The organism is Bacillus sp. FSL R5-0709, assembly GCF_038004785.1.
GTDB lineage: Bacteria > Bacillota > Bacilli > Bacillales > Bacillaceae_G > Bacillus_A > Bacillus_A mycoides.
In genome coordinates this window covers 439,993-454,131 of record NZ_JBBORT010000001.1, presented here as the reverse complement: position 1 = coordinate 454,131, position 14,139 = coordinate 439,993, and the positions used below count along the sequence as shown (strand labels likewise).

Sequence of the window (14,139 nt, the reverse complement as noted above, 5' to 3'; positions counted from 1 at the left end):
TTATTAGCGGTTTTTTCTTTTCCTTATGTAAATCCACACAATCAATATTACAATTGCCGAAACTAATAAAATCCATATTCCATAATGATGTAAACTATATTCAACAAAGCGCCACTTCTCTCCCAGTTTCCAACCTAAGCCAATAAAAACACTTATCCAAATTAGTGCACCACCGTAAGCATACAAACAAAATCGCCACAATGTTAAATTTGAAACTCCAGCAAAATATGCTGTTAAATGACGTACTCCCGGTATAAAGTAGCCAATCATTAAAAGAAATGGACCGTATTTTTCAAATAAAATATGTGTTTTTTCAATATGATGTTCCTTAATTCTAACTTTCGGACCATATTTTTTTAAAACAGGGAGCCCAAGTTTTAAACCTAATATGTAACTTAATGTAATGCCAAGCATTGCACCTGCCATTCCACTTAAAAAAGCAGCTGTTCCTGACATAACTCCTTTTGAAATGTTATATCCAATAAAAGTCAATAAAAACTCATCCGGTATAGGTAATCCAACAATCCCGCCAGCTAAAGCTATAATAATTCCAAAATATCCATAATGTGCGATTAACTCGCCAATATGTTGTTCCATTCGGAAGACACATCCTATACACGATCGTTATCCCATATTGTGCCCATTCTATCTTTAAGACAAACATGGTATACATATTCACTATACATTGTTTTTATAATGAACTCTACTTCTATTCCATTCCTTAAATAGAGATTTAATCGGTGGTTTTTTATCCATCCCCACTGATTATTAGCCTGAACCAATCGGGATTTTACGGGCAGCAGGTCTCCCACTTAACTTCCTTGCATTCGCTCAATTTTGGAGTAGGAGTCTTACTGCCTATAAATAGCGAGATAAAAAAATAAAAATTCATAGGCTTATTTTTTTGTTACAATAAAGGGAAGTTACTTTTTGCAACGGTTTAACTCTCAAGAAAAATGATATATCTAGCAAAAACATAGTTTGGTCTATATAATGCAACTTCTACCTATTAGAGTAACATGCACCCTTTTACATACAACATCATTTTTCTAAATTATACAGGGGGAACGAACATGACCATTGAAAAACAATTTATCCAAAAGATTTACTATAAAACATTTTTAACAGAAGACTCTTCCATTCCGGTAGCGGAAGTACTCGGTGAAGCATATATAAATGAATCAAAAAATGAATTCTCCAATATATCTAATATTCGCTTTGCACAAGGTGAAGTTTATTTTCAAACTAACGACTTTGAAGCCGCTATATTCAAATGGGAGAAAGTAAATAATGAACTTGCTCTCTGGGCTATGAAGAATATTGCAGATGCTTATTTCGAATTAGATTTCTTGCCAAAAGCAGAAGAAATTTATACATCTATCCAAACAGAAGATACAACTCTTACAATGGAAGTTTCCCTACAACTTCTTTCCCTTTATATAGAGCAAAATCGTTTAGGACTAGCATTTAAGACGATTAGCGAGGCTGTTGCATTTCAACCAGACTATCCAAATATTACTGCAATCGCTCGATCGTTCTATGAAAAACAAGAAGATTGGAATAATGCTATTGAACTCGCTGTTCAAGAAGGAATTCGAACAAAATCATTACACTGGTTCGATACTTTAATCAATTATGTGAACAGAGGCTTTACTAAAAAAATTAAACCTGAGTATTTCTATGAATCTTTAAAAGCCTTATATACAATTGATCAAGTTCAATTTAAAGAGCTTGTTATCTCACTTTGGAACAGCTATGAAAATGAATCATTCCATCTCCCTTGGATTCAAACAATAAATCACCTATTCTTACATGTTGAAGTAGATGCTCATGACGATTGGAATGAAATTTCTACTCGCTATCAAGAGACGTACTTCGAATTGATTACTGGACAACATTTCATGCACGAATTACAAGGACTTGTACCAGATTTATTAACAAATTGGTTTAGTTTAATGAGAGCGGAAGATTCTTTACTTGTCTCCGCAGCAGTATTAGCATGGAATGAAGTTTCACCGACAACTCTAGAATCATTACTCGTAAAAAGCGCAGGTGCCTTACTTTCAAATGCATCAGCTCATGCAAATGTTGATATGGCAGACGTATCAGCATTATTTGAAACGATTGCTGTATGGGCTGAGAAGAATGATGTAGATTTAGGTCATCAATTCACACTACTTGTTCGTGAGTTATACGATTTAACTGTTACACAACTTCTAGTAGCAGGAGCTAGCGATTATGATAAATCAGCCTTTATTAACTCTATACTAGGAGAAAATATATTAAATGAGGCTATAACAACTTCAATTACATTTAAAGATGATAGTCAAACTGAAATAACTGAGCTTACAGAACTAGATATACGAAATATACCAAACTTTGACGAACTTCATAACATACTAGCGGTACCTTCTCAGTCAAAACTAGAAAGAAAATGTATTGAAGTTAAATTACCAAGTAGATTTTTACGAAAAAATAAGTTTTCATTCCTTGTCACACCTACTGTGCATGGACAACTTGACAAAAACAGCTCTCACTTTGAATACTTACAGGCAGCAGATAGTCTCATCTATGTCCTAAATTCAGCTTCACCATTACATGATGAAGAGCTCGATACATTATTATATATTCGTGAGCAAGTACCAAATTTACAAATTAAATTCGTCTTACAAACAATTGATACGAATACTAGTGAAAATATCACGAACAGCATTAAAAAGAAAATACTCGTACATTTCCCAGAAGCACACTTTTTCCCTTACTCTCCTTCACAAGAGAGTAGTGAACAGCTAGGTAACGTAACAGACTCTATTCTTTCTAACCTTACTAAGCGTAACGTGGAAAAAGAACGCATTGAAAAATTATTATGGTTTATCCAAAAAACAATTGCATACCTTGTAAATGAGCGTGTGGAATTAGAAAATACGTTAGTGAAATCCGTTCGCTGGAATAAACATATTTTAGTAAAACTTGATGGTTTTATTAATAATCTTACTGCCATTCAAAAAGATAAAATTCGTTCTATTACAGAATCTTATCTCTTAACGAAAGAAGAGATTACGCAGGATATACATTCTCAAATTCCTGAATTGTTGCAGAGTTGCTCTGACCTCGTTCAAGAAGATAGTGATTTCAAACTGGTCCATGAAGAACTAAATGTAGCAATGAATGAAAGAATTCAAAAACATGTACAGCAAGTGCTTCTTCCTAAATTTACTGGGTCTATTCAAGAATGGATTGAAACTGCTCATAATGAATTCATTCAAGCTCAAGCTTATTTAGATGAAATGAGCGATACCTTTAATAAGCTTTATGAGGAAGAGCGTATTAAACTTCCTTGTGATTTCAAATTACTAGATGACTGGGATAGAGATGTTGCAAGAATGACGAATAGAATTACAGTAGCTAACATCAATATTTTATTACGCTTTACACCGACACAATTTTTCTTAAAGAGTGCAGGGAAATTATTCGGTAATATGCAAAAAAATCAATCTATGCTATCAAATAAATATAAACAATATATTGAAACAGAAGATTATACAGAAGTTGCTCAGATGATTTCAAAACAATTCTTCCTTCAATTTGAAGTATTTGAAGGTGCGCTAGAACGGGATATCATGATGTTCTTTAAAGACCCTCTTAGCATATTGAAACAAACCGTAGAAGCGGCCCAACTTGAAATACAAGAAGATGAGCAAACATTAACAAAGCTAAGAACAAACCCAGAAACTTATCATGATCCTTTAACACTCTTTAAATTGCAATTGTTACAACGAAAATTCATGTTAAATATCGACCAAAATAATGAACATATTGCTTCACAAGAAACAATAAATAAAACACCAACTGTTTAAATAAGAAAAACCAAGCAACTAATTCGCTTGGTTTTTCTTATTTTTAATCTACAATTTTCACATGTTCAAATGGATAATATATCGCCATGAACTTTCCTAATACTTCTGTTCTATCAATGAGCCCTAAACCGTTCCTACTATCCCTACTAACTAAACGATTATCTCCCATCACAAAAATTTTATTTTTAGGAATTGTAATCGGTCCAAAATCTTCAGTTAAATTGATAAGTAATTTTTCTGCCTGTTTTTTATTATTCTTTAAATACTCTTCATTTTTCACTTGATGATTAACATATAATTGATCATTCTTCATCTCAATTACATCTCCTGGTAATCCAATAACTCTCTTCACATAGAAATTATCTGTCTTCACGACAATAATATCCTCTCTCTCATAACTTTCAAATCTCTTTGCAAGTTTATTAATAATTACTTTATCTCCATCTTGTAACGTCGGCCTCATCGATGCTCCTTTTACAGTCGTAGGGAAAAACAAAAAGATTTTTGCCAAAAACACTAATAAACATGCAATTGCAATTATTTCAAAGAATTCACGCAAACATTTTTTCTTTTGCATCATTCCACCATCTCATCATCTTTTTATTTTTATTATAAGTACTCCGACTGGTTAATTTCCACAAAATTCTGAATTATAACATCAGAATATTACAAATATAAAAATAATAATCCCTATAAATTCACTATTTTTATATACTATGTTTTCCATCTATCAAACAGGACTTTTCCTATGAAATTTATGCTTAGAAAGTATAAGATACTGCACAAATTAAACAAACAAATATAATAGCATAGCAATAAAAAAGATACTCTCAAAATAGTCTATCAACTATTTTTGAGAGTATCTTTTTATAATCCTACATATACAATACACATCTGCGCTGCGACATATGTAAACCAAATCCAAAGCGGTTCATACTTCAGTTTGCGCCCTCCGATATCTGTCACGCCGATAATAAAATCAGAAATCACAAACAGTAAACCACCAAGTGCTGGTATCCACCATATTCCTATATTCTCGTAATATAAGGCGAATGCAAAACATGCCATTCCTCCAACCCACAAACCGTAAATTAGAGCGCCTATTGTAAAAAGTTTGTCTTGTTTTTCATTTCGAATAAAGAAAAACCACCCTATAATTAGAAAGAGTCCGTATACGAATAAACCGATCCAAAAACCATTCCATGAAATACCTGTTTGTAAAAATGCTTTCACATAGAAACAATGTGCAAGAGCGAAAGTAACCATTCCTCCAATTAATCGATGACCAATTGGAATTAATCCTGCCATAAATAAATCCCCTACAGTTGATAAAGTCATACCGAGTGCAACCCACGTACTGTACTCAGCCGATGGATCTTGTAACCATATCCAAATTGCACTTCCTGTTAAAGAAAAACTAAGAATAAGACGAACTGCTAAAGGTAACGGCATATTATTTCTCGTTCTCTTCGTCTGTCCTATTGCATAAATTGCTCCCATTAAAAAAAGAATAATTTGCCCGACTAACACAATGTAAAGTACATTCATAATATGTTCTCCTCAATAAATGCTTTATTCTATCTTTTTTCGTTACATATATCACGTTCTCCTTTTTCTATGTAAAAAAAGAAGAACAATACTGTTCTTCCATTTTAATCGTTTTTCTGTTCTCTATGCTACTTGTTTTTCTTGCTCAACTTTCTTTTTAACCGGGTTACGATTTACTACAATAATTCCCGCTGCGACACATGCTAAACCAAATAGTACAAAGTAATGGATTGCTTCCCCTAAAATTAGACTTGATAGTAGCACACCAAACACTGGTATAAAGAACATATACATCGAGACTTTCCCTACTTTGTTATACTTCATAATTGTATTCCATATACAGAATCCGGCTGCTGATAAGAACGATAAATATAAGAGCATAAGTATTGCATGTAGATTAAATGTGAATGGCATCATTCCAACTTGAAATGCACCTATACATAGCAACCCAATTGATCCGAAAATCATCTGATATGCTGTCATATACCCAATATCTAATGTTTTACTACCTTCTTTCGCTAATATGTTTCCATACGAATACATCATGGCTGCCCCAAGAAGTAATAAGCTACCTATTCCAAAATGAAATGATAAACTTCCATCACTCGGTACATTCACTAAAATCACACCGCAAAAACCGATAGCTACTCCAATTACTTTTCGCCTATTTAGAGCATCATCTTTATATAAAAAGTGTGCGAGTAAAATTTGAAAGAATGATGATGTTCCTGAAATAATCGCTCCTTCAATTCCTGAGCTGTAACTCATTCCAATATAAAAACATATATATTGAAGAAAAGTTTGAAACAAGCCAATTTGAACTAACTGCTTTCCTGTTCCTTTTTTGAACTTCATATCTTTTCCTAACGCTTTAAAAAATAATAAGAGCATTACACCAGATAAGAAAAAGCGATAGCCAGCAAATAATATTTGTTCCCCGACTTCTTGTGGCTGAATTCCAAGTTCAGCATAGCTTAATTTAATAAAGGGAAATGCGCTTCCCCATAAAAATGTTGCTACTATTGCAGCAATAAACACGCCAATCGGATGGGTAAAAAATTTCTCTGTCTTCAACTTGATGTCTTCCTTTCCGACCTTTTTATGAACAATATTCATATATACCAAAGGAAATGCGAAAACACAAGTTTTCAGTTTATCCCGCTATTCGCCGGGCAGTAAAAGCCCGATTGGCGAGGGCTAATAATCAGCGTGGGATGAACAAAACCCCCACTAATTAAAGTTTCACTTTATACTAAAACAAAAACATATCATCTAAGAAAAACATATGCTATACTATAGAATAATTACAACATAATAACTATTAAAATCAGATTCAACAGAAATGCTGCTATCCATTATGGATGGCAGCTTTCGTCGTTTTATAGGGGTTTCGATTTTGATTCTTTTTCTCAATAAGAATTCGGAAGGAGCGAGTATTAATGAACGCAGAAGTAAAAACATTACAAGCACAAAAAGATATTTCTCATCCCTCTTTATGGGATACATTAAAGAAACATTATGAACTTATATTTGCAATCACATCTGGTATTTTTATTTTAGCTGGTTGGTTATTCACAAAAAATGATGCAATAAGTGCAGGTATTACTTTCTATATCCTTGCTTATGTAATTGGAGGATTTGCAAAAGCGAAAGAAGGTATTGAAGACACAATTGAAGAGAAAGAGCTAAATGTTGAAATGCTCATGATTTTTGCAGCTATCGGTGCCGCAGTTATCGGTTACTGGGCAGAAGGTGCTATTTTAATCTTCATCTTTGCATTAAGCGGTGCAATGGAATCTTATACATTAAGTAAAAGCCAAAAAGAAATTTCAGCGCTTCTTAATCTACAACCGGAAGAAGCATTACGTATTTCAACTGGAACCGAGGAACGTATTCCAGTTGGACAATTACAAATTAACGATATTATTTTAATTAAGCCAGGTGAGCGTGTTCCTGCTGATGGCACAATTCATAATGGTGAAACAAATATTGATGAAGCAGCTATTACAGGAGAACCTATTCCGAATGAGAAAAAATTCGGCGATGAAGTATTTGCCGGCACTGTAAATTTACGTGGTGCTATCGAAGTTAAAATTACGAAGCCGAGCGATCAAACATTATTCCAAAAGATTATTCGTCTCGTTCAAAGTGCACAAAGCGAAAAATCACCATCACAACTATTCATCGAAAAATTTGAAGGAACATACGTAAAAGGTGTGCTGCTCGTTGTTGCGCTTATGATGTTCGTTCCTCATTTCTTACTTGATTGGAGTTGGAATGAAACGTTTTATCGCGCTATGATCTTACTTGTAGTCGCTTCTCCTTGTGCTCTAGTTGCAGCTATTACACCAGCAACTTTATCAGCAATTTCAAACGGAGCGAGAAACGGTATTCTCTTTAAAGGTGGTATTCATTTAGAACGTCTAGCTTCAGTAAAGGCGATTGCCTTTGATAAAACGGGAACATTAACACAAGGAAAACCTACTGTAACAGATGTATATGTTCGAGAAGGCATAGCAGAAAGTGAAGTACTTTCTATTACAGCAGCGATTGAAAGTCACTCTACACACCCTTTAGCAGAAGCGATTGTTAAATATGCAAAACATGCTTACGACATTACGATAAAAAAACCAGAAAACGTTGAAGATGTAACTGGTTTTGGATTAAAAGGAATATTAGAAAACAAAGCTTATAAAATTGGTAAAGCTGATTTTATCGGAGAAGAAATAAAAACATTTCATAATGGCATTTCTGCTTCACTTGAAAAAGAGGGGAAAACTGTCGTTTATATTAGTGATGAGGATGGTATTCTTGGACTGATTGCTTTAAAAGATACCCTTCGCCAAGAAACGATAGCGGCTATTCGTGATTTGCAAAGCATTGGTGTCGAAGCAATCATGATTACTGGTGATAATGAAGAAACAGCAAAAGCAATTGCCAATGAAAGTAATATAAAAGAATATTACGCATCATGTTTACCGGAAACAAAAGTTGAAACGATAAAGCAGTTAAAAGAAAAGTACGGCATAGTCGCCATGGTTGGAGATGGTATAAACGATGCACCTGCCCTCGCTACTGCTAGTATTGGTGTTGCAATGGGTGAAGGAACAGACGTGGCATTAGAGACTGCAGACGTTGTTCTTATGAAAAACGAATTATCTCGTCTCTCTCAAGCAATCCGTTTATCAAAACGAATGAACCGTATTGTGAAGCAAAACGTTATCTTCTCTTTAGCTGTCATTGCAATGCTGATTTGTTCAAATTTTTTACAGTTTTTAGCGCTTCCCTTCGGTGTTATTGGACATGAAGGAAGTACCATTCTTGTAATTTTGAATGGCTTACGATTATTAAAAGGAAATAATTAAAACGGGTCCCTCATAAAGGACCCGCTTTTTTTAATGGTAGCTATTGTGACCGTTCGCACTGCTGCTCGTTTTATGCTTTGGATGCGAACTGCTCTTTTGTTTGTTATTTTTATTATTGTGGTTCTTTTTATTATTACTCATGAAATATCCCCCCTGTTCCCTTTTATTATGGAACAAGAGCTCATTTTTCATTACGGGAATTATTGTCACCCGTTCTATAATGATGGAGTAAACCATTAATTTCACCGCCAAGTAAAATTACCCATCCAGTTAAGTAAAACCATAACATTAAAATAATAATACCACCGAGACCACCATATGTATTAGCGTAATTTGCAAATTTATCTACATAATAGGCAAATGAGTACGATACCACAATCCATCCTATAGTAGCAAATAACGCCCCTGAAACAACTTCTCTTCTCTTTAACTTACGATCAGGCGCAAATGTATATAAAAAGCTAAACAAAGCGATTAAAACGAAGAAACTTGCTACTAAACGTGTAATGCTCCAAACATAAGAAAAACTATCCGATAAACCAATTGCTTTAAACACGGCTGCCCCAATCACTTGTCCAAATACTGGGACGATTAGTGCAAACACGATCATAAAAATTATTGCTAACGTGAACACGATAGATAAAGCTCTTGTTTTAATAAAGGAGCGTGTTTCTGTTACATCATAAGCGCGGTTAAAAGCATTCATAACCGCATTAACACCATTTGAGGCAAACCATAACATCGATAATAGACCAAATGATAATAAACCACCATTTTGCTGATTTACAACTTTATCTACATTTACCTCAATTAAGTTCATCGCATCATCTGGTACATAAACCTCTAATAAACTAAGCACATCCTCTGTTTGAATGGGAATAAAGCCAAGAAGCGTAATTAAGAAAACAAGCCCAGGGAAAATCGCAAGCAAGAAGAAATAAGCGAGCTGTGCTGCTAAGCCCGCTACATCATCGCGCATCGTCCGGTCATATAAATCTTTCCCAAACGAAAAAGTGCGATTTCTTTTTGCTTTTTCTAGAAATTTTCTCATATTTTTTAGACGCTTTTCTTCTCTTCTTTATTTTGCTTTAGCTCAATGTATGCTTCAGTTTTTTTTTCCTCTGCATTTGAGTCCTTCATAAATAATTCACGCGCTTCTTTCATACCACCATCTTCAGCTACCACTGGCTCTTCTTCTGCTTTAAGCTCATCTACCTTTGGAGATACAGCTTGAATTTCAATCGTTTCCGGCTTTTCTACTGGCACAATCTTTTTCTTACTAAACATTTCTTTCGTTTCTTTTAACGTTTCTACAACAGACGGCGTCAATTTTTTAATTTCTGCTACTTTCGCTTTCACTACATTGAAATCAGCAAGTTCGCGTCCTTTATCTGTAACAGTTTGCACTTTTTCTTTTATCTTCGCATTTTCACCAATCTCAATCATCTTTGTTTTTGCTTTTTCTGCCGTATTTTTTACTTTTTCACGGTTTTCTTTCTTTAACATAGATACAGCTACACCTGCAGCTACACCAATCGCAATGTTTCGAGCAATATTATTTTTCTTTGCCATATTCCTTCACCCTTTCATTTCTTATATTAGAAAGTATTACTTTCTAAGCTTCCTCATATTCCTTGTTCATTTCGAATGAAAGCTAATAGCTTTACACACCCTTCTGTTACAAGGTCATACACTTCTTGGAAGTTCCCTGTAAAGTAAGGGTCAGGAACGTCTGTCCAGCCACCGTCTGGAACAAAATCGGACAGCCTACCAATATAGCCTCCAGTTTTACCAAAACTTTTTAAATCCGCTATATTCTTGTTGTCCATGGCAATAATATAATCAAACTTTGTTAAGTCTTCTTTTTCTACTTGCCGTGCTTTAATTCCTTCAAAAGAGACTTCATTTTCTTTTAAAATTTTTTGTGTTCCTTTATGTGGTGGATGACCAATATGCCAATCTCCAGTTCCTGCAGAATCAATGACAATTTTCTCTTCGAGTCCCTCTTTTACGACAAAATCTCGAAAAATTGCTTCTGCCATTGGAGAACGACAAATGTTCCCAAGACAAACAAACAATACTCGGACCATATTTTTGTTTCTTCCCTTCTTGGTGCATTTCTAAATATATATCTATAGTATAAGCAACCAATTATTAATTATAAAGGAAATCCCTACTAATTTAATAGGATTGAAAAGTTTCATTAACGAAAATGATAAAAAAATGTTAAGATAACCTTATGTTATTTTAAAGGGGGACACTTCGGTGGATTTATCCGTGAAATCAGAAGCAAACGTTGAATATATGGTAGAAGCTATTAAAGAAAAATTACGCATGGTTAATGCTGGAGCAATGAGAGCTGCTAGTTTTAACGAAGAAATGTACGAGGACTTACGTGACATTTATGAGCATGTTATGAAACGTGAAACATTCAGTATTAGTGAAATGCAAGCTATTACTGAGGAACTAGGTACATTAATTAAAAAATAACAAAGAGCCTCACGTATGCGAGGCTCTTTTAATTTCAACAAATTCATGACAACTCTTCTCTTTTCCTCATCACATTCTAAAATACTGTACAATGAAAGTAGAATCTCACCTTAGATTTTTTCTCCATACATACTACTCTAAAAAAATTGCCACACTACCATTGCTAACTGTTTTTACTGGGGGTGCTTACTTATGAGCAATTGGTACAGTAAGACGAAAAATCAAACATTAATCGACCTAGAAACAAATGAACAACACGGTTTAACAGATGAAATCGTAAATGAACGTTTAAAGCAATATGGTTATAATGAATTAGCTACCAAACAAAAACGTACTTTATGGCAACGCGTTTTCGCCCAAATTAATGACGTCCTCGTATATGTCCTTATTATCGCTGCCCTTATTTCCGCCTTTGTAGGTGAATGGGCTGATGCAAGTATTATCGCGCTCGTTGTAGTTTTAAATGCCGTTATCGGTGTAATCCAAGAATCGAAAGCAGAACAGGCTTTAGAAGCATTGAAAAAGATGGCAACACCTAAAGCTATCGTAAAGCGAGATGGTGAACTAAAAGAAATTCCATCTGAGCACGTCGTTCCAGGTGATATCGTTATGCTTGATGCTGGGCGGTATATCCCCTGCGATTTACGCCTTATCGAAACTGCAAATTTAAAAGTTGAAGAATCTGCTCTAACTGGTGAATCCGTCCCTGTCGATAAAGATGCAGTCTACCACCCTTCCATGCAAAGTGATGAGCAAGTACCATTAGGCGATCAAAAAAACATGGCATTTATGTCGACGTTAGTAACGTATGGACGTGGCGCTGGTGTTGCTGTTGAAACTGGGATGAACTCACAAATTGGCAAGATTGCTACCCTTTTACATGAAGCAGACGATGATATGACACCACTTCAAAAAAGCTTAGCACAAGTAGGAAAATATTTAGGTTTTGTCGCTGTAGCTATTTGCGCTATTATGTTTCTCATCGGTTTTTTACAAGGACGAGATACTTTGGAAATGTTTATGACTGCAATTAGTTTAGCTGTTGCAGCCATTCCAGAAGGCTTACCAGCTATTGTTTCCATCGTTCTTGCAATTGGTGTTCAGCGTATGATTAAACAAAACGTTATCATTCGTAAACTACCAGCTGTTGAAGCTCTCGGTTCTGTCACAATTATTTGTTCAGATAAAACAGGTACATTAACTCAAAATAAAATGACCGTTACTCACTTTTATAGTGATCGCACATACGACCAGCTAGAAAATTTGAATATAAATAATGATGTACACCGTCTATTATTAGAAAATATGGTTTTATGCAACGATGCCTCTTACAGTACCGACTCACAAACAGGGGATCCTACAGAAATTGCCCTTCTTGTTGCCGGAAGCTCTTTTAACATTCAAAAAGATCATTTAGAAAATAAACATGAACGTGTTAACGAATTACCTTTCGAGTCTGATCGTAAAATGATGTCAACTGTACATACGTACGATGAAAGCTACTATAGCATGACGAAAGGTGCAATTGATAAACTTTTACCTCACTGTACCCATATCTTTATAAATAATAAAATTGAGATCTTAACAGATTCTGATAAAAATCAAATATTAGAAGCTGCCGGGTCAATGTCACAAGAAGCCTTAAGAGTACTTTCATTCGCATATAAAAGATACGATTCAAACGATGTGAATATAAATCACCTCGAAGAAAATCTTATCTTTATCGGTCTTGTCGGTATGATTGATCCACCACGCACAGAAGTAAAAGATTCAATTACAGAATGTCAAAAAGCTGGTATTCGCACAGTTATGATTACTGGTGATCATAAGGATACCGCCTTTGCAATTGCCAAAGAACTTGGTATTGCTGAAGAAAAATCTGAAATTATGATTGGAACTGAATTAGATACCATTTCAGATACAGAACTAGCAAGTAAAATTAATCACTTAAATGTATTCGCTAGGGTCTCTCCAGAACATAAAGTGAAGATTGTAAAAGCATTACGTGCTGAAGGAAATATCGTTTCCATGACTGGTGACGGTGTAAATGATGCTCCTTCTTTAAAGCAAGCAGATGTTGGAGTAGCAATGGGAATTACAGGAACAGATGTCGCAAAAGGCGCAGCAGATGTAGTTTTAACAGATGATAACTTCTCATCTATTGTGAAAGCTGTTGAAGAAGGAAGAAATATTTATCGTAATATTAAAAAGTCTATTCTCTTCCTACTTTCTTGTAATTTCGGCGAAATTATAGCTCTCTTTTTAGCTATTTTACTCGGCTGGGCAACACCACTACGCCCGATTCACATTTTGTGGGTAAATTTAATTACAGATACACTGCCTGCATTATCACTCGGTGTTGATCCTGAAGATCCAGATGTGATGAAGGAAAAACCACGGCATGCGAAAGAAAGCTTATTTAGCGGTAGCGTTCCTTTTCTTATTTTCAATGGGGTTGTAATTGGACTTCTTACTTTAACAGCCTTTATCGTTGGGGCAAAGCTCTATACAGGAGATACAAATTTATTTCCTCTCTTCCCAGACCAAATTGATGAAGACGCGCTATTACACGCTCAAACGATGGCATTTGTCGTTCTTAGTTTTTCTCAGCTCGTTCATTCATTTAACTTACGTTCAAGAACGAAATCAATTTTTTCAATTGGGATATTTACAAATAAATATTTAGTCTTCTCACTTCTAATCGGTGTTCTTATGCAAGTGTGTATTATCTCCATCCCACATCTTGCCAATATATTTGGTGTGCATGCATTAACAATGCGAGATTGGGGATTTGTTCTCTTGTTAAGTATCATTCCGCTTGTTGTGAATGAAATCATTAAATTAGTTAAGAGAAACTAAAAGGCAATGAGGACTGTTCC

11 protein-coding genes are annotated in these 14,139 nt (G+C 34.8%); 4 read left to right on the top strand and 7 right to left on the bottom strand.

Going from position 1 to position 14,139, the window contains the following annotated elements; translation table 11 throughout:
- Positions 1-3: 3 nt before the first annotated feature.
- The gene (locus tag MKX37_RS02330; RefSeq protein WP_002029574.1) at positions 4-597 is read right to left on the bottom strand and encodes a DedA family protein; all 594 of its coding nucleotides are present in this window, start codon (positions 595-597) and stop codon (positions 4-6) included.
- 476 nt (positions 598-1,073) lie between these two features.
- Between MKX37_RS02330 and MKX37_RS02325 the strand changes: the two genes are divergently transcribed.
- Entirely contained in the window at positions 1,074-3,857 is a 2,784-nt protein-coding gene (locus MKX37_RS02325) for a tetratricopeptide repeat protein (protein WP_002125014.1), read from the top strand.
- A gap of 43 nt (positions 3,858-3,900) precedes the next feature.
- Here the strand turns inward: MKX37_RS02325 and lepB are convergent, their stop codons facing one another.
- The 3 genes from lepB to MKX37_RS02310 form a co-directional block, all read right to left on the bottom strand.
- Complete coding sequence (lepB, locus tag MKX37_RS02320; protein WP_002029576.1) at positions 3,901-4,437, bottom strand: signal peptidase I; 537 nt, start codon at positions 4,435-4,437, stop codon at positions 3,901-3,903.
- Positions 4,438-4,724: 287 nt separating this feature from the next.
- Positions 4,725-5,405, bottom strand: coding sequence for a lysoplasmalogenase (locus MKX37_RS02315; RefSeq protein ID WP_002029577.1), 681 nt, complete (start codon positions 5,403-5,405; stop codon positions 4,725-4,727).
- A gap of 123 nt (positions 5,406-5,528) precedes the next feature.
- The gene (locus MKX37_RS02310) at positions 5,529-6,479 is read right to left on the bottom strand and encodes a DMT family transporter (RefSeq protein WP_078422274.1); all 951 of its coding nucleotides are present in this window, start codon (positions 6,477-6,479) and stop codon (positions 5,529-5,531) included.
- A gap of 365 nt (positions 6,480-6,844) precedes the next feature.
- Here MKX37_RS02310 and MKX37_RS02305 point away from each other — a divergent pair, with 365 nt between their 5' ends.
- Positions 6,845-8,770 carry a heavy metal translocating P-type ATPase gene (locus MKX37_RS02305; RefSeq protein ID WP_002169232.1) on the top strand — a complete coding sequence of 642 codons (1,926 nt, stop codon included), beginning with the start codon at positions 6,845-6,847 and terminating at the stop codon, positions 8,768-8,770.
- 181 nt (positions 8,771-8,951) lie between these two features.
- Here the strand turns inward: MKX37_RS02305 and MKX37_RS02300 are convergent, their stop codons facing one another.
- The 3 genes from MKX37_RS02300 to MKX37_RS02290 are packed head-to-tail and all read right to left on the bottom strand — an operon-like array spanning position 8,952 to position 10,860.
- Positions 8,952-9,821 (bottom strand): YihY/virulence factor BrkB family protein, encoded by an 870-nt coding sequence (locus tag MKX37_RS02300; protein WP_002125008.1) that lies wholly within the window; start codon positions 9,819-9,821, stop codon positions 8,952-8,954.
- A 5-nt stretch (positions 9,822-9,826) separates the two neighbouring features.
- Positions 9,827-10,342 carry a DUF4075 domain-containing protein gene (locus MKX37_RS02295; RefSeq protein ID WP_002125007.1) on the bottom strand — a complete coding sequence of 172 codons (516 nt, stop codon included), beginning with the start codon at positions 10,340-10,342 and terminating at the stop codon, positions 9,827-9,829.
- Positions 10,343-10,395: 53 nt separating this feature from the next.
- Positions 10,396-10,860, bottom strand: a complete 465-nt coding sequence (locus MKX37_RS02290; RefSeq protein WP_002125006.1) for a low molecular weight protein-tyrosine-phosphatase — start codon at positions 10,858-10,860, stop codon at positions 10,396-10,398.
- Between the two features lie 175 nt (positions 10,861-11,035).
- Between MKX37_RS02290 and MKX37_RS02285 the strand changes: the two genes are divergently transcribed.
- Both MKX37_RS02285 and MKX37_RS02280 read left to right on the top strand, forming a co-directional pair.
- Entirely contained in the window at positions 11,036-11,260 is a 225-nt protein-coding gene (locus MKX37_RS02285; protein ID WP_002010236.1) for a DUF1128 domain-containing protein, read from the top strand.
- 192 nt (positions 11,261-11,452) lie between these two features.
- The gene (locus MKX37_RS02280) at positions 11,453-14,119 is read left to right on the top strand and encodes a cation-translocating P-type ATPase (protein ID WP_002125005.1); all 2,667 of its coding nucleotides are present in this window, start codon (positions 11,453-11,455) and stop codon (positions 14,117-14,119) included.
- The last annotated feature ends 20 nt before the right edge of the window (positions 14,120-14,139 follow it).

Excerpts from the sequence above, each read along its gene's own strand:
- MKX37_RS02315 (WP_002029577.1), bottom strand. The coding sequence starts at position 5,405 with ATGAATGTACTTTACATTGTGTTAGTCGGGCAAATTATTCTTTTTTTA.
- MKX37_RS02290 (WP_002125006.1), bottom strand. The coding sequence starts at position 10,860 with ATGGTCCGAGTATTGTTTGTTTGTCTTGGGAACATTTGTCGTTCTCCA.
- MKX37_RS02295 (WP_002125007.1), bottom strand. The coding sequence starts at position 10,342 with ATGGCAAAGAAAAATAATATTGCTCGAAACATTGCGATTGGTGTAGCT.
- MKX37_RS02330 (WP_002029574.1), bottom strand. The coding sequence starts at position 597 with ATGGAACAACATATTGGCGAGTTAATCGCACATTATGGATATTTTGGA.
- MKX37_RS02300 (WP_002125008.1), bottom strand. The coding sequence starts at position 9,821 with ATGAGAAAATTTCTAGAAAAAGCAAAAAGAAATCGCACTTTTTCGTTT.
- MKX37_RS02280 (WP_002125005.1), top strand. The coding sequence starts at position 11,453 with ATGAGCAATTGGTACAGTAAGACGAAAAATCAAACATTAATCGACCTA.
- MKX37_RS02305 (WP_002169232.1), top strand. The coding sequence starts at position 6,845 with ATGAACGCAGAAGTAAAAACATTACAAGCACAAAAAGATATTTCTCAT.
- lepB (WP_002029576.1), bottom strand. The coding sequence starts at position 4,437 with ATGATGCAAAAGAAAAAATGTTTGCGTGAATTCTTTGAAATAATTGCA.
- MKX37_RS02325 (WP_002125014.1), top strand. The coding sequence starts at position 1,074 with ATGACCATTGAAAAACAATTTATCCAAAAGATTTACTATAAAACATTT.